Source organism: Actinacidiphila cocklensis, assembly GCF_907177275.1.
Taxonomy (GTDB): Bacteria; Actinomycetota; Actinomycetes; order Streptomycetales; family Streptomycetaceae; genus Actinacidiphila; species Actinacidiphila cocklensis.
Map to the genome: position 1 here is coordinate 14,550 of NZ_CAJSLV010000013.1, position 15,576 is coordinate 30,125.

Annotated in this window: 9 protein-coding genes; 5 read left to right on the forward strand and 4 right to left on the reverse strand. The window is 71.8% G+C overall.

Going from position 1 to position 15,576, the window contains the following annotated elements; all coding sequences use genetic code 11:
* Positions 1–47 precede the first annotated feature (47 nt).
* On the reverse strand, positions 48–929 hold the full coding sequence (locus NFU81_RS02955; RefSeq protein ID WP_251484650.1) for an oxygenase MpaB family protein: 882 nt from the start codon (positions 927–929) through the stop codon (positions 48–50).
* Positions 930–1,079: 150 nt separating this feature from the next.
* Here NFU81_RS02955 and NFU81_RS02960 point away from each other — a divergent pair, with 150 nt between their 5' ends.
* Positions 1,080–1,649, forward strand: a complete 570-nt coding sequence (locus tag NFU81_RS02960; RefSeq protein WP_251484653.1) for a DoxX family protein — start codon at positions 1,080–1,082, stop codon at positions 1,647–1,649.
* Positions 1,650–1,719: 70 nt separating this feature from the next.
* Positions 1,720–2,688, forward strand: coding sequence for an SDR family NAD(P)-dependent oxidoreductase (locus tag NFU81_RS02965; protein WP_251484655.1), 969 nt, complete (start codon positions 1,720–1,722; stop codon positions 2,686–2,688).
* A gap of 53 nt (positions 2,689–2,741) precedes the next feature.
* Here the strand turns inward: NFU81_RS02965 and NFU81_RS02970 are convergent, their stop codons facing one another.
* Genes NFU81_RS02970 through NFU81_RS02980 form a run of 3 tightly spaced genes read right to left on the reverse strand, consistent with a single transcriptional unit; the run spans position 2,742 to position 7,808 of the window.
* On the reverse strand, positions 2,742–5,495 hold the full coding sequence (locus NFU81_RS02970) for a bifunctional YncE/alkaline phosphatase family protein (RefSeq protein ID WP_251484658.1): 2,754 nt from the start codon (positions 5,493–5,495) through the stop codon (positions 2,742–2,744).
* 4 nt (positions 5,496–5,499) lie between these two features.
* The gene (locus NFU81_RS02975; protein ID WP_251484659.1) at positions 5,500–6,870 is read right to left on the reverse strand and encodes an ABC transporter permease; all 1,371 of its coding nucleotides are present in this window, start codon (positions 6,868–6,870) and stop codon (positions 5,500–5,502) included.
* Positions 6,867–7,808: an ABC transporter ATP-binding protein gene (locus NFU81_RS02980; RefSeq protein ID WP_251484661.1), complete on the reverse strand. Its 942-nt coding sequence runs from the start codon at positions 7,806–7,808 to the stop codon at positions 6,867–6,869. The genes NFU81_RS02975 and NFU81_RS02980 overlap by 4 nt, the downstream gene beginning before the upstream one ends.
* A gap of 378 nt (positions 7,809–8,186) precedes the next feature.
* Between NFU81_RS02980 and NFU81_RS02985 the strand changes: the two genes are divergently transcribed.
* The 3 genes from NFU81_RS02985 to NFU81_RS02995 all read left to right on the forward strand — a co-directional run bounded on the left by NFU81_RS02985 (position 8,187) and on the right by NFU81_RS02995 (position 15,543).
* A complete protein-coding gene (locus NFU81_RS02985; protein WP_251484664.1) occupies positions 8,187–9,980 on the forward strand; it encodes an adenylyl cyclase in 1,794 nt (597 codons plus the stop codon).
* A gap of 157 nt (positions 9,981–10,137) precedes the next feature.
* Entirely contained in the window at positions 10,138–10,971 is an 834-nt protein-coding gene (locus NFU81_RS02990) for a DUF3152 domain-containing protein (RefSeq protein WP_422665135.1), read from the forward strand.
* 234 nt (positions 10,972–11,205) lie between these two features.
* Positions 11,206–15,543 (forward strand): LamG domain-containing protein, encoded by a 4,338-nt coding sequence (locus NFU81_RS02995; RefSeq protein ID WP_251484670.1) that lies wholly within the window; start codon positions 11,206–11,208, stop codon positions 15,541–15,543.
* The last annotated feature ends 33 nt before the right edge of the window (positions 15,544–15,576 follow it).

A 15,576-nucleotide genomic window follows, 5' to 3' on the forward strand; every position in this document is an offset into this window, starting at 1 on the left:
TCCGCCACGGAGGGCCGGGGGCCGCTCCATGCCTGACGTGCGCCCGCTCAGCCCTGCGGCGCGGGCGGCGGCGCCATCGCCCAGCGGATCGCCCGGGTCAGACCGCGGCCGGCCAGCCGTATGCCGGTCTCCTCCACCAGCGGCAGGTACGGCACCCCCAGCGGCACCCGGGACCACAGCGGCAGCAGGGCGACCGCGTTGGCCGCGAGCACCGCGTACGGCGGCCTGGCCGCCCACGGCAGCGGGGGGTCCAGCAGCAGGAAGCGGGCGGCGCCGCGGGCCTGCGGGGTGGAGCGCAGCTCGGGGCGGTAGGCGTCCAGCTGCGCGGCCAGCTCCGCCTGGTCGCGGGGCGGGTCCTGGACCCCCAGGGCGCTCGCCACCCGCGCGGTGTCCGCGACGTACGCGTCGTATCCGGCGTCGTCCAGCCGCCGGGCGCCGTAGCGCCGGTGCGCCCGCAGGAAGCTGTCGACCTCGGCCGCGTGCACCCAGCCCAGCAGGTGCGGGTCCGACGCGCGGTACGGCTCGCCGTCCGGGGTGGTGCCCGACACCCTGGCGTGGATCTCCCGTACGTGCGCGACGGCCGCCTCCGCGTCCCGCGCGGTGCCGAACGTCGTCACGGCGAGGAAGGTGCTGGTCCGCTGCAGCCGGCCCCACGGGTCGCCGCGGTAGCCGGAGTGCGCGGCGACGGCCGCCATCGCCAGCGGGTGCAGCGACTGGAGCAGCAGCGCGCGCAGGCCGCCGACGAACATCGAGGCGTCGCCGTGCACCGTGCGGATCGGCCGGTCGGGACCGAACCAGCGGGCGCCGGGGCTGCCGTGGATGCGCTCCCGGCTGGCGGGTCCCTCAGGACCTGCCACCCGTGCGAACAATTCCGCCCCGAGCCGCCGCCGCACCGTGCCGAGGCCGGGTATCTCCGGGTAGGCCACCACGCTGCCACTCTACGACCGGGCGCACGCCGGCGGGACCCGGACCCGCCGCCGAGCGGGCGGACCCGCTCGCCGGGACCGGGTGCGCGCGCGGGGCCGCGGGGGCAGGATGGTCACCGGATCGCACTGGCCCCGTCTGTGGAAGGTCTGCCCATGCCCTTCAGCCATCGCAAGGACCTCGGCCTGCTCGCCCTGCGTCTGGGGACTGGTGGGGTGCTGATCGCCCACGGTACGCAGAAGCTCCTCGGCTGGTTCGGCGGGGGCGGCCTGGAAGGCACGACCGCGGCGATGGAGAGCATGGGCTTCACGCCGGGGCGGGAGAGCGCGATCGCCGCGGGGCTCGGCGAGGCGGGCGGCGGCGCCCTGCTCGCGCTGGGGCTCGCCACCCCGGTGGCCGGCGCCGCGGCGGCGGGCGCCATGGCCGGTGCGGTGGCGGTGCACGCGCCCGCCGGCTTCTTCGCCCACAAGGGCGGCTTCGAGTACCCCGCCTTCCTCGGCTTCGTCGCGGCGGGCCTGGGCCTGGCCGGCCCCGGCTGCTACTCCCTCGACCACCTCGCCGGCCACCGGCTCAACCGGCCGGGCACCGTCCTGCTGGCCTTCGCCGTCAGCGCCGCCGCGGCCACCGTGGTGGTCAACCGGCGTGCGGCCGCGCTGGCGGCCGCGGAGCAGGACAAGGAGCCGGAAGCCGAGCCGGGCGGCGACGGCCGGTCCCCGTCCGCGTAACCGGTTCTTCATCCGCCCCGCCGGGGGCGGTGCTTGCGGTGGAGCGCCCTCCAAGCCGTAGCGTCGCACCATGACGTACACCACTACGCCCCAGCGACCCATCGGCTCGGGATTCGGTGCCAGGAGCACCACGCAGGACGTCCTGCGCGGCGTCGACCTGGCGGGCAGGCTCGCCGTCGTCACCGGCGGCTACGTGGGACTCGGCCTGGAGACCACCCGTGCGCTCGTCGGCGCGGGCGCCCGGGTCGTCGTCCCGGCGCGGCGGCGGGAGGCGGCGGAGCAGGCGGTCGGCGGGCTCGACGGCGTCGAGGTGGACGAGATGGACCTCGCCGACCTCGACAGCGTCCGCCGTTTCGCCGACCGCTTCCTCGCCTCGGGCCGGGACATCGACATCCTCGTCAACAACGCAGGGATCATGGCCTGCCCCGAGACCCGCGTCGGCCCCGACGGCTGGGAGGCGCAGTTCGCCACCAACCACCTGGGGCACTTCGCCCTGGCCAACGCCCTGTGGGCGCCGCTGGCGCGGGGCGGTGCCCGGGTGGTCGAGCTGACCTCGCGCGGCCACCACCTCTCGGACATCCGGTGGAACGACCTGCACTTCACCGCCGACCCGTACGACAAGTGGGCGGCGTACGGCCAGTCGAAGACCGCGAACGTACTCTTCGCCGTCCAACTCGACGCGCTGGGACGGGAGTCGGGGGTGCGGGCGTTCGCGGTGCACCCCGGCGCGATCCTCACCGAGCTGGTCCGCCACACCCCGCACGACGAGCAGGTCGCCATGGGCTGGATCGACGAGGACGGCAACGTCAGCGAGCGCTTCAAGACCCCGGAGCAGGGCGCGTCCACCCAGGTGTGGGCCGCGACCTCCACCGACCTGAAGGGCATGGGCGGTGTCTACTGCGAGGACGCCGACATCGCCTCGCCCGCGGGGGAGGACGACCCGGAGTGGCAGGGCGTACGCGGCTACGCCCTCGACCCGGCGCAGGCGGCCCGGCTGTGGGACCTGTCCGCGGAGCTGACCGGCGTCAACGCGTTCTAGCGGCACGCGGGAGGGCGGCCCCCGGTCGGGAGCCGCCCTCGCATGCGTTCGGGTCAGTCGGTCTCGGCCGAGGGGATGTAGGCACCGGGGACGTCGTTCGGGGCGAAGATCCGGCTCTCACCGGGGTAGGGCTTCGCCCAGTCGTGCGTCTCGTACCACGTGAGGTGGTTCATCTGCGCGGGGTTGGCGAAGTCGGGAACGGCGTTCGCGCCCGTCAGCCGCTGGTGCGACTTCCAGGTGTTCCACTGGGCCGCGACCTGCGCCTCGGCCGCGGGCACCGTCGCCTTGGGCGCGGGGGCCGCGGCGGGGTTCTGCGGGGCCGGGGTGTCCACACCGCACGACGGCGGGGTGGCGAGACCCGCGGTCAGCGACGTCCGGTTGGGCAGCGCGGTGAACGGGGTGAAGTCCGGCTGCGCGGTGAACGCCGACGCCATCGGGGTGGCGGCGCTGTCCTTCTGGTTCATCGGGTGGACGCCGAGGATCTGCTCGATGGTGCGGACCATGGTGATCTGCGAGTAGTAGTGGTTGTCGACCGCGCCGTGCTGCGCGTACGGGCTGATGATCTGGACCGGCGCACGGTGGCCGTCGACGTGGTCGAGGCCGGCCTGGGAGTCGTCCTCGACGACGAAGATCGCCGAGTCCTTCCAGTACTTGCTGTGCGAGATCGTGTCGACGATCCGGCCGACCGCCAGGTCGTTGTCCGCGACCTGGGCGGCGGCGTTCGCCGGGCCGCCGGTGTGGTCGCTGGACAGCCAGAACATGTTCAGGTTCGCCGGGCCGTTCTTGTCGAAGTCCTGCTTCCACAGCTGCTCCCGGTAGACGTCCGGGACGCTGGTGTCGAACTTCGGGAAGCCGTGCACCGACACGTCGTTGAGCGACGGGATCGGCGAGGACGAGTCCAGCGGGTAGGCGGTGCCCTGCCCGGTCGCGGCCATGTTCTTGGAGTCGCAGTACAGGTTCTGCCAGGTGGCGCCGGCCGGCTTGGTCAGGAACTGCTGGAACTCGCCGAAGTCGCGCACGGTGTTGCCCGCCGCCTGCGCACCGGTCCACAGGAAGCCGGTCCGCTGGTGGCCCAGCGCGTCGTCCTCGGTGTCGTAGCTGCGCAGGTACTCACCGGCCGAGGACTCGGTGTACTCCGGGTTGTCGGCCTGCATCAGCCAGTTGTGGCCCTCGGCGGAGTTCGTGCCGATGTCGTACGTGTTGTCGTACAGGCCGAACTGCTCCGCCAGCGCGTGCTGGTTCGGCGTCACGTTCTCGCCGAACTGCGCGAGCGCCGGTGCGCCGTTGCCCTGCGGCATGTCGCCGAAGAGCTGGTCGTAGGTGCGGTTCTCCTTGACGATCAGGAAGACGTGCTTGATCGTCGAGGGGTCGCCGAGCCGTACCGGCACCGGGACGGGCTTCTTGCCCTTCTGCTTGCCGTGGGCCAGGGCGACGTCGTTCTTGCCCCAGCCGTTCTGCCGGAAGACCTTGGCCGTCTCGGACCTGATCACCTTGTCGCTCGGCAGCGTGAACTGCGTCAGGCTCGACGTGGTGTCGTGGGTCGCGTGCCCGGCCGCCGTGGTGGGACGCAGCGCGTCGACACCGCGGGTGTTGGAGACCACGACCTTGTCGCCGACGGTGGCGATCTCCGAGGGGAAGTAGTCCGTCGGGAGCAGACCGACGTAACTGACCGGCTCCTGCGGGGAGGTGTAGCGGTAGACGGCGACCGCGTTGGCACGGCCGAGCGTCACCAGCAGGTGCCCGTCGTCGGTGAGGGTCACCGCGTTCGGCTCGTAGCCGACCGACGCCTCGGGCCACGGCTGGGTGGCGATGGTCTGCACGACCTTGCCCTTGGCGGTGTCGATGACCGACACGTCGTTGGTCGCGGTGTTGGTGACGAACAGCGCCCGGCCCTTGGCGTACATCGCCGTCGGGTGCAGGCCGACGCCGATGCTGCCGACGGCGGCCGCCGGGTCGGCCAGGTCGATGACGCTGACCGTGCCGGTGGTGGTCGCGCCGGTCACCGGGTTGGCGGGCACCTGCGTGTTGTACGAGTTGATGGTGCTCTCGCCGGGCTTGGCGGTACGGCCGCCCTCGTTGCTGACGTAGAGCTTGCCGCCGACCTGGACCAGGTCGCGCGGGGCGTTGCCGACGGCCCAGCTCTGCGTGATCGTGCCGGTCGCGGTGTCGATGGCGACGACCCGGTTCTGGCCGTTGACCGCGGAGTAGACGGTCGAGCCGTCGGCCGAGAAGACCGCCGCACCCACCAGCGCGTGCTTCGGGCCGTCCGCCGGGATCTTCACGGCGACCGGGTTCGCCACGGTGCCGTCGGGGTTCACGGTGAACTTGGTGTAGCCGTCGGTCTGGCCCAGCCACAGCTGCTTGCCGTCGGGGGAGTAGGTGGGGCCTTCCTGGCCCACGTCGTTGCCGCTGATCCGCAGGTTCGCCGACGCGGAGTTGCCGATGAGCTGCTGCACCTTCCAGCTCTTGAGGTCCACGATGGACATCGCGAGACCGCCGTCGGTGATCGACGCGGCAAGGTGGGTGCCGTCCGGGCTGACCGTGGACGACATGATCTTGCCGTTGTTGATGACCAGGCGGTCGCCGTACGGGGCGATGTACTGGTCGCTGGAGATGACCTGGCCGTTCTCGGTGGTCTGGCCGACCTGCTGGGTGCCGAACTGCTGCGTCGAGGCGACCGCAGTGCCCGTGACGCCGAGAGCGACCGTGATGCACGCCGTCACCAGCGCGCTCCGGCGGCCGACGCGGCGGCCGAGAAGGCTGATCTGAGCCTTCTCCTCGGTCCGACGCTGCCGTACTACCTGCATGGGATTATCCCTTCGGGGTGGTGTCGAGCAGTTCGACGTTGCCGTCGAACTGCCACAGCGGGTTCGGCGCGTCCCCGTTCGGGGTCCGCACCAGGAAGTAGCCGTTCACTTCCTTCGGCCCGTCGCCGTCGGCGACGAACCGCCCGTCGGAGGTGACGTCGAGCTGGTAGACGGCCGAACCTGCGGCCTCGACGCCGGGGAGGTGCCAGGACACGACGCAGCGCCAGTCGTTGCCCGCACCCTCGGCGGTGCGCTGGCCACCGCCCTTGTTGCAGGCCGCCGTCACCTTCAGCTGCGCCTCGGTGACGGCGGGCCGGTTCAGCTCCTGGGTCTGCATGCGGTACAGGTGGGCGAAGGCGGTGGCGACCGAGGCCTGCACCTTGCCCTGGTCGATGCCGGAGTCCATGGAGGGCGTCGCGACGGCGACCCCCGCGACGGTGGCGCCCAGCAGCGCGGCCAGCGGCAGCACGCCGAGGGTGACCGCGCGGCGCCCGGTGCCGTCGTAGGACGCGTTGGTGAAGTCGCGGCGGACGAAGACGGTGTAGGCCAGCGCGGTCGCGACCACCGCCCACACCAGGCTCACCGCGACGCCGACCAGCAGCGGTTCGAGTTGCGCAGGGCTGGTGAACAGGCCGTTCCAGGAGATGAAGGCGTAACCGGGAAGGGCGAGCCGCACCGCCACCGGCAGCGGCAGCATCTGGGCCAGCTGCATCGCCAGCGCGACGAGCGCGGGCAGCAGCAGCCCCATCGGGGACCGTCCCAGCGCCACCGACCCGAGCAGCCCGATCGCGGCCAGCGCCAGCGTCGGAGCCAGTACGCAGGCCCAGGCCAGCAGCACCTTCCCGGCGGCGTCCGACGGCGCCAGCAGGTGCCCGTCGAGGCCGACCAGCGGATGGTCGCCGACCGCGAGGAGGCCGCCCACGACGCTGGAGCAGGCCAGCCCCGCCACCAGCAGCAGGATGACGCTGAGGCTGGCCAGCGCCTTCGCCGCGAAGATCCGCCGGGGCGACCTGACCGCCACCAGCAGGTGCCGCCACGTGCCGAGCCGGTCCTCTGCGGCGAAGACGTCGCCGGCGACCAGCGAGGTCAGCAGCGGCAGCGCCCAGGTGCCGGCGAAGCCGAGGATCACCAGCGACCCGGCCCACCCGGTGGCGTGCATCCAGCGACCGAAGAGGGTGTCGGAGGGGAGCGTGCTCTGCTGGCTCACCGCGGCGACGAAGAGCGCAGGCGCCAGCCAGCAGGCCAGGACCACCAGCCGGATACGCCACTGCGAGACCAGCTTGACCAGCTCGAAGCGGTAGCCGCGGGCCACCGAGACGCGGTGGACCTCGGCAACGTTGTCGTCGGCGACCGTCGCGGTCGCGGTGGCGGTCATCGGCCGGTCTCCTGCTGTTCTGTGAGGGCGAGGAAGGCGGCCTCCAACGGCGAGACCACCGGGGCCAGTTCGCGTACGGCCACGCCGTCGCGCACCAGCTGCGCCACCAGTTCGTCGAGAGCGGGCACCAGCGCGCGCACCACCAGCGCCTCGGCACCGCGCCACTGCGCCGCGCTGCCGACGACGTGGACGCCGGCGGTGCCGGCGGCCAGTTCGCGGGCGGCCGGCGGGTCGGAGGTGAGCAGCCGGTAGTCCAACTCGCGGTTCTCCGCGGCCAGCTTGCTCAGCGGCCCGGAGAAGACGACGCGCCCGGTCGCCAGGATGGTGACCTCGGAGCAGAGAGCCTCCAGGTCGTCCATCCGGTGGCTGGAAAGCACCACGGCGGTGCCGTCGGCCGCGAGGCGGGTCAGGACGCCGTGCACGTGCTTCTTGCCCGCCGGGTCGAGGCCGTTGGACGGCTCGTCGAGCACCAGCAGCCGGGGCCGGGTGAGCAGGGCCGCGGCCAGCCCGAGCCGCTGCCGCATGCCGAGGGAGAAGCCGCGTGCCCGGTCGTCGGCGACGTCGGTGAGACCGACCTGGTCGAGCACGTCGTCGATCCCGGCGGTCCGCGCGTCGCGGCCGCGCAGCGCGGCCAGCGCGGCGAGGTTCTGCCGGGCGGTGAGCGAGGGGTAGAGCCCCGGACCGTCCACGAAGCCCGCGACGCCCTCGGGGGCGGCGAGCGCCCGGCCCACCGCGGTGCTGAGGATGTCGAGGCGGCCGCTGTCGGCGACGGCCAGGCCCAGCAGCAGGCCGAGCAGTGTCGTCTTGCCTGCGCCGTTGGGCCCGACCAGGCCGTGGATCTGACCCTGGGCCACATCCAGATCGATGCCGTCGAGTGCGACGACCTCGCCGAAGCACTTGGTGATCCCACGAGCCCGGACTGCGGGGGGTGTTTCCATGAGTCCCTTCCTTCACGACCTCCAGGGACCTTAGGGAGGCACAAAGCCCCAACGCGGGCCGGGAGTTGAACACCGGCTGAACGGGAGTCGACGCCTCACCCGCTGCACCCTTGCTCCGCCCGTTCGGCGCGATCTGCTGACCATCACGTCTTCGTGGGCACGTCAGGGCGCGGCGGTCCATCCGGCCCGAAAGCGGCCTCCGTGGGCCGTGCCTGCGCGGACCTCGCCGCCGACCTGCGTTCATCTTCTGGACGGTTCATGACCACTTCTTTATTGACGCTGCATGACCCTGGTGCTTCACTTCGTCCCTGAGAGCGCTCTCTCGCGGTTCAGGACCAACCGTGACCACCTCCCCCATCCACCACTCCAGGGAGAGCCGTGTCCGTAATTCCCACTCGCCGTTCCGTGCTGCGCGGGGCGGCCGTCGCCGCCGCGGTGCCGCTGGCCGGCAGCATCGCCACCGGGTCGGCGTTCGCCTCGCCGTCCTCGCACAAGGGCGCCGACCTCGGCCCGAACGTCCTCGTCTTCCATCCCTCGATGGGCGACGCGGCGATCCAGGCGCAGGTCGACGCCGTCTTCGCCATCCAGGAGTCCAACCAGTTCGGCGACGAGCGGTACGCGCTGGCCTTCATGCCGGGTACGTACAACGTCGACATCAACGTCGGCTTCTACACCCACGTTCTCGGTCTCGGCGACAGCCCCGACGACGTGGTGATCAACGGTCATGTCACGGTCGACGCCCAGTGGTTCGGCGGCAACGGCACGCAGGACTTCTGGCGGGCCGCGGAGAACCTGTGCATCGTGCCGCCGGACGGCCTGGAGCGCTGGGCCGTCGCGCAGGCCGGGCCGATGCGCCGGGTCCACGTCAAGGGCGACATGAACCTGATGCCGAGCCCTCCCGGCAACGGCTGGTCCAGCGGCGGGTATCTGGCCGACAGCGTGGTGGACGGCCAGGTGCAGTCGGGTTCGCAGCAGCAGTGGCTGTCGCGCAACGACACCCTCGGCAGCTGGGCGGGCTCCAACTGGAACATGGTCTTCGTCGGGGTGCAGGGCGCCCCCGCGCAGTCCTTCCCCGCGCCGCCCATGACCACCGTGGACCGGACCCCGGTCGTCCGCGAGAAGCCGTTCCTGACCGTCGACCGGCACGGCGACTACGAGGTCTTCGTACCCGCCCTGCGCACCAACAGCACCGGCACCACCTGGGCGCACGGGCGCGCGGCGGGCCACAGCATCCAGCTGTCCCGCTTCTTCGTCGCCAAGCCCGGCGACTCGGCCGGCGAGATCAACCAGGCGCTGTCCAGGGGCCGGCACCTGCTGTTCACCCCCGGCATCTACAACCTGTCCTCGACGATCCGGGTCACCCGCCCCGGCACCGTCGTGCTGGGCCTGGGCTACACGACGCTGCGCTCCACGCACGGCAACACCCTGATCGAGGTCGCCGACGTCAGCGGCGTCAGCATCGCGGGCGTGCTCGTCGAGGCGGCCTCCGCGCACACCCCCGTGCTGATCAAGGTCGGCGACGGCCGCAGCGGGCGCCGGCACAGCACCGATCCGACCGTGCTCTACGACGTCTTCGCCCGGATCGGCGGCGCGATCGCGGGCGGCGCGGGTGTCAGCGTGCAGATCGACAGCAACGACGTCATCTGCGACCACCTGTGGTTGTGGCGTGCCGACCACGGCCTGGACGGCACGGTGGGCTGGGCGGTCAACCCTGCCGACACCGGCATCGTGGTGAACGGCGACCACGTCACCGCCTACGGGCTCTTCGTGGAGCACTACCAGAAGTACGAGGTGGTGTGGAACGGCGAGCACGGCCGCACCTACTTCTTCCAGAACGAGAACCCGTACGACGTGCCCACCCAGTCGGCCTGGGTGCACGGCTCCACCAAGGGCTACGCGGCCTACAAGGTCGGCGACCACGTCAGGGACCACCTGGCCTGGGGTCTGGGCAGCTACTGCTTCTTCAACCTCAACGCCGACATCTACAACGACAGGACCTACGAGGTCCCCGACACCCCCGGCGTGGTCTTCACCGACCTGATGACCGTCTGCCTCAACGGCGCGGGCGGCGGCGGCATGCTGCACGCCATCAACAACAGTGGCGATCCGGTGCAGAACGGCTTCGCTGTGTTCAACATGAAGAGCTACTCGAACGGCGTCGCGGTCGACTGACCGCCCGCTGCTGCGCCTGACGATCGGGCGGGTCCGCCGCGGACCCGCCCGATCGCCGTGCTCCGGGGGCGGCCGGAGGCCGGATGAGCAGGCCTGTTACGTTGCCGTGACCGGTTGGGCCAATGGCGATGACCTGGCACGCCCAGGCTGAATTGCCATGCAACACGGAAGAAGACGCAGGCCACGGGCCTCGACGGCAGTCAGCAGCAGGGGAGTGCGCATGCGCGGGGCAAGGCGCGGGCGGCGCGGACTGTACGTGCTGTGCACCGTGCTGGCCGTCGGGCTGGCCGGTGCGGTGCTGACCGGACGGCACCCGGGCGGGGCCGCGGCCGACGGCGCTGACGGCGCTGACGGCCGGGGCGCTACACCGTCGTCGACGGCGGCCGGGCACACCCCGGGCGCCCCGGGCGCCAGCGCGGACCCCGGCCCCGAGAAGGGGCCAGGAGTCTTCAGCACCGCCACCGTGTCCGGCCGGAAGGTGGGCCACGGCCGGGTCCGGCGCTACAAGGTGCAGGTCGAGCAGGGGGCCGGGGTCTCGGCCGACACCGCGGCCCGGGAGATCGAGGCGATCCTGGCCGATCCGCGCGGCTGGACCGCCGATCACCGCGACGCCTTCCAGCTCGTCTCCGGCGGGGCGTACGACTTCGAGGTGAAGATCGCCACCCCGGCGACCGTGGACTCCATCTGCGGAGCCGCGGGGCTGCACACCCACGGCGAGGTGAACTGCGACGTCGGCCCGCAGGTGGTGGTCAACCTCAAGCGCTGGAACACCGGCTCACCGGAATTCCCCGGGCCGGTCGACCAGTACCGCGCGCTGATCATCAACCACGAGGTGGGCCACCGCATCGGCCACGGCCACGAGACCTGCCCCGGCCCGGGGAAGCCCGCGCCCGCGATGATGCAGCAGATAGACGGCCTCCGCGGCTGCGTCGCCAACGCCTGGCCCTATGACGCCCGGGGCCGCTATCTCGGCGGCCCGCACGTGCCCTGAGCGGACCGGCCACCCCCTGCGGCGACCCCCAACTCGCGGCTGCATACACATAGTTGACGAATCGTCACAACATCCCTCCTGGGCAGGGATCTTTGTCCGACGACTCTTGTCTGTCGTGAGCATGGTGATCTACGGTGCTCAAACTATCGCGCGCCTCGCGAAGATCGCGCGGGCACGCATGTCCTCTGGGGGGTCATGGACTTGGGTGGGGGTAGACGCGCGCGCTCGCGTCGGATGCTGACCGGTACCGTCGCGGCCGTGGTCGTCGCGGCCGGTCTCGCGGCTGCCGGGCAGTCCGCAGCGGCGGCGCCGGCACAGGCGGCCACGCACACACGGGCAGCCGCGCAGGCACAGGCGGCGAAGGGCGGCAGCGCTCACACGAACCGCACCGCGCTCACGCAGAGCGCGGCGGCGGCGCAGGCCGCCGGCGCGGGGCAGAACGTGGAGATCAGTTCGCTGCGGACGGAGTCCAGCGAGACCTACGCCACGCCGGACGGCGGCATGGAGACCGACCAGCACCTGCGTCCGGTGCGGGCACGTGTCGGCGGCGGCTGGAAGACGATCGACAACACCTTGGTCAAGCAGCCCGACGGCAGCATCGCACCCGCGGTGGCGTCGGTCGGGATGACGTTTTCTGGCGGCGGGTCGACTCCGCTGGTGACCCTGGACAGGGACGGGCGGACACTGTCCTACAGCTGGCCGTCCGCACTGCCCGCACCGACGCTGAGCGGTGACACGGCCACGTACCGGGACGTGCTGCCGGACGTCGACCTGCAGGTGCGCGCGGACACCGACGGCTTCCACGAGCTGGTGGTGGTCAACACCGCCGCGGCCGCGAAGAACCCGGCGCTGGCGCAGCTGACCTTCGGGGTGCAGGCGACCGGCCTGGACGTCGCCCGCACCGCGGACGGCGGCCTGACGGCGACCGACACCACCGGCGGCGGCGAGGTCTTCGCCGCGCCGAAGCCGATCATGTGGGACTCCGGTGCCGCCTCGGCGGCCACCGCGAAGGCGGCGAAGGCCGGCAGCGCCGACATCGCCGCCACCGGTGACGCCGGCGCCGACGACCCGGCGCAGGGTCCGACCGACACCTCGAAGATGGCGCCGATCGGCGTCGCGGTCGACCCGGCCGACACCCGGCTGACCCTGACGCCCGACCCCGCCCTGCTCACCGGCGCGGCGACGTCGTACCCGCTCTACATCGACCCGCAGACGTACACCCCCAAGGCGGGGGACTGGACGATGGTGTCGAAGTACTGGGCGTCCAGCCCGCAGTACCACTTCAACGGCGACTCGGACTCCGGCGTGGGCGACTGCGCGTGGTCGTACTGCGCCCCCTCCGACGTGAAGCGGCTGTTCTACACCTTCCCCACCTCGAAGTTCGCCGGGAAGACGATCCTGGACGCCACCTTCGTCGGCCATGAGACGTGGTCGGGCTCGTGCAGCGCACGCAAGATCGAGCTGTGGCGGACGAAGGGCTTCAGCTCGGGCACCACGTGGAACTCCTCGTCCGACAACTGGCTGGACCTGCTGGACACCCAGAACGAGGCGCACGGCTACGACGGCTGCGCGGCGTCCGACGTCGAGTTCAACGCGACCACCGGCGTGAAGTACGCCGCCTCGCACAACTCCTCGTCGACCACCTTCGGACTGCGGGCCTACGACGAGTCGGACAAGTACGGCTGGAAGCGCTTCACCGACGACGCGTACCTGCGGGTGCACTACAACATGCCGCCGAAGCAGATCCCCATGTCCCACCTGTCGATGAGCCCCGGCAGCTCGTGCCACAGCCCGTCGTCACCGGTGCGCATCCGCACCCTGCCGACCATCAGCGCCAGCGACGTCACCGACCCCGACGGCGACGAGGTGAGCGTGCAGTTCGCCGTGGCGTGGGACGCCGGTGACGGCAAGGGCCTGGTCACCCAGTGGACCTCGGCCAAGATCGGACCGAAGAAGTCGGGCTCGACCTTCTCCACGAAGCTGACCACGACCCTGTCCGGCAAGACGATCCCGAAGAACAAGACGATCGCCTGGCAGGCGCGGGCGGTCGACTACGACCAGGGCGTCTACTACAGCTACTCGCCGTGGTCGTCCACCGGCTCCGCGACCAACTGCTACTGGGTGTACGACACCAGCGTGCCGGCCGGCCCGGTGATCAGCTCCGGCGACTACCCGGCGGTCGACGACACCAACCCCGACGACCCGTCCTACGACGGCGTCGGCCGGGACGGCAGCTTCAGCTTCGACTCGTCGTCCACCGACGTGGTCAAGTACTGCTACGGCGTCAACGCCGACCCGGTGTGCGACACCGCCCACACGGTGACCACCACCGGCGGCGCGGCCAAGTCGGTGGAGTTCCGGCCGACGCGGGCCGGTACGAACTTCGTGTACGCGCAGAGCTTCGACAGCGCCGGCAACGGCAGCGAGCCGGAGGAGTACCAGTTCCGCGTCAAGGAGGGCCAGCCGGCCAGGGCGGAGTGGCAGCTGGACGACGCGGCCGGCGCCACGCAGGCCGCGGGCACCGCGGGCGACCGGACGCTGAGCGTGGTGGGCTCCCCGACACTGGGCGCCCCGGGCAGGTCGGGCACCGCGATCGACTTCAACGGCACCGACTCCTACCTCCAGTCCGACATCCCGACGGTGCACACCGACGCCAGCATGACGGTGGCCGCCTGGGTGAAGCTCGACCGGATGCCGGACGCGGCCGCGATCGTGGCCGCCCAGCCGGGCAACGACTCGCCGGGCTTCGAGCTGTACTACTCGCAGGCCTACGACCGGTGGGTCTTCAACCAGTACAGCGCCGACACCGCCGCGGCCACACCGGTGCGGGCGATGTCCGCGACCGCCGGGGGAGTGGCGGCCGGGCAGTGGTACCACCTGCTCGGATCGTACGACGCGTCCAAGCACATCCTGGCGCTGTACGTCAACGGGACCCTGATGGGGACCACGAGCTACACCACCGCGTGGGACGCGCGGCGCGGGCTGCAGATCGGCGCGGGCAACTACTCGGGCACGCCGGGAGCCTTCTTCCCCGGCACGATCGACGACGTCAGGATCTACGACAAGGCCCTGGTCGCCGCCGACGTGACCCGGCTGGCGAGCGGGCAGCCCCTCGGCGTCGGACGCCCCGCCCGGGCGGTCTTCGCGCTGGACGAGCCGACCACCCAGGCCGACGGCACCGCGACCACGCAGGTGCACGGGCGGGCCGACGTCGACGCGGCGGTCTTCCACGGCGGGGTCACCGCGGGAACCGCGGGAGCGCAGGACGGCGCGCTGACCCTCGACGGCACGACAGGCTACGCGGCCACCGCGTCCTCGCACGTCAACAACCTCGACAGCTTCTCCGTGGTGGGCTGGGCGAAGCTGTCGTCCAAACCGGACCACGCGGCCGTCATCGCCACCCAGACCGGAGCCCACAGACCGAGCTTCGAGCTGTACTACTCGGCGACCTACGGCTGGTCGTTCGACGCCTACACCGCGGACGCCGACACCGCCGACATCGTCCGTGCGGCCCAGGGCGACACCACCCACTCGCCGGCCGGCGTGTGGACGCAGCTGCTGGGCTCGTACGACGCGAACACCGACGACATGAGGCTGTACGTCAACGGTGTGTGGGTGGCCACGACGAAGTTCGCCGCGCCCTTCTACGGCGGCGGCCCGACCCAGATCGGCGCCGGGTCCTACGACGGTGCCCCGGGCAGCTTCTTCCCCGGCCAGGTCGACGACGTGCAGCTGTACGACCGGGCGCTGTCGGCTCCTGAGGCCGCCTCGCTCTTCCACGACCAGCTCCAGGTCGAGGGGCGGTGGCGGCTCGACAGCGCCTCCGGCAGCCCCGTGGTCTCGCCCGACTCGCTGGCCGCGGCGGCCGACCAGCACCCGCTGACCCTCGGCAGCGGCGCGAAGATCGACGCCACCGGTGCCGCCAGCATGGTGGGCGCGGGGTCCCTGGTGCTGGACGGCACCGCGAACGGCTACGCCTCCACCAGCAGTTCACCGATCCACACCGACAGCAGCTTCACCGTCAGCGCCTGGGTGTCCACACCCGCACGGCCCACCAAACCCGTGACGGTGATGAGCATGGCCGGCGCGACGACCAGCGGTTTCGCGGTGCGCTACGTACCGGACTCCGCCGATCCGGCCAACGCTGGCGCGTGGCAGCTGCAGACGTCCAACGCCGACAGCACCACCGCCGTCGTCTCGACCGCCTCGGACAGCAGCTTCCAGAACAACGGGTCCTGGGACCACGTCGCGGTGGTCTACGACCTGATGGCCGGGCAGATGCGGCTGTACGTCAACGGCCAGCTGCAGCAGTCGCTCTGCTCGGACAGCGACGACGACGGCACGCCCGACGACCCGTCGTGCACCGAGTCGGTGTCGTGGAACTCCTCCGTGCTGCCGTTCGACGCGACCAAGGGCCTGCAACTGGGCCGGATCAAGACCGGTGCGTCGACCTGGGGCGAGTACTGGCCCGGAGTGATCGACGACGTGTGGGTCTTCGGCGGCGTGGCCTCCGACACCCAGATCGCGGCGCTGGCCAGCGGCTCGGATCTGGACACCACCGCCGGGCCCTGACCCGGTCGTACCACCGGGGCGGCGCGCGGGCAT

Excerpts from the sequence above, each read along its gene's own strand:
- NFU81_RS02990 (WP_422665135.1), top strand. The coding sequence starts at position 10,138 with ATGCAACACGGAAGAAGACGCAGGCCACGGGCCTCGACGGCAGTCAGC.
- NFU81_RS02995 (WP_251484670.1), top strand. The coding sequence starts at position 11,206 with ATGCTGACCGGTACCGTCGCGGCCGTGGTCGTCGCGGCCGGTCTCGCG.
- NFU81_RS02970 (WP_251484658.1), bottom strand. The coding sequence starts at position 5,495 with ATGCAGGTAGTACGGCAGCGTCGGACCGAGGAGAAGGCTCAGATCAGC.
- NFU81_RS02980 (WP_251484661.1), bottom strand. The coding sequence starts at position 7,808 with ATGGAAACACCCCCCGCAGTCCGGGCTCGTGGGATCACCAAGTGCTTC.
- NFU81_RS02960 (WP_251484653.1), top strand. The coding sequence starts at position 1,080 with ATGCCCTTCAGCCATCGCAAGGACCTCGGCCTGCTCGCCCTGCGTCTG.
- NFU81_RS02965 (WP_251484655.1), top strand. The coding sequence starts at position 1,720 with ATGACGTACACCACTACGCCCCAGCGACCCATCGGCTCGGGATTCGGT.
- NFU81_RS02975 (WP_251484659.1), bottom strand. The coding sequence starts at position 6,870 with ATGACCGCCACCGCGACCGCGACGGTCGCCGACGACAACGTTGCCGAG.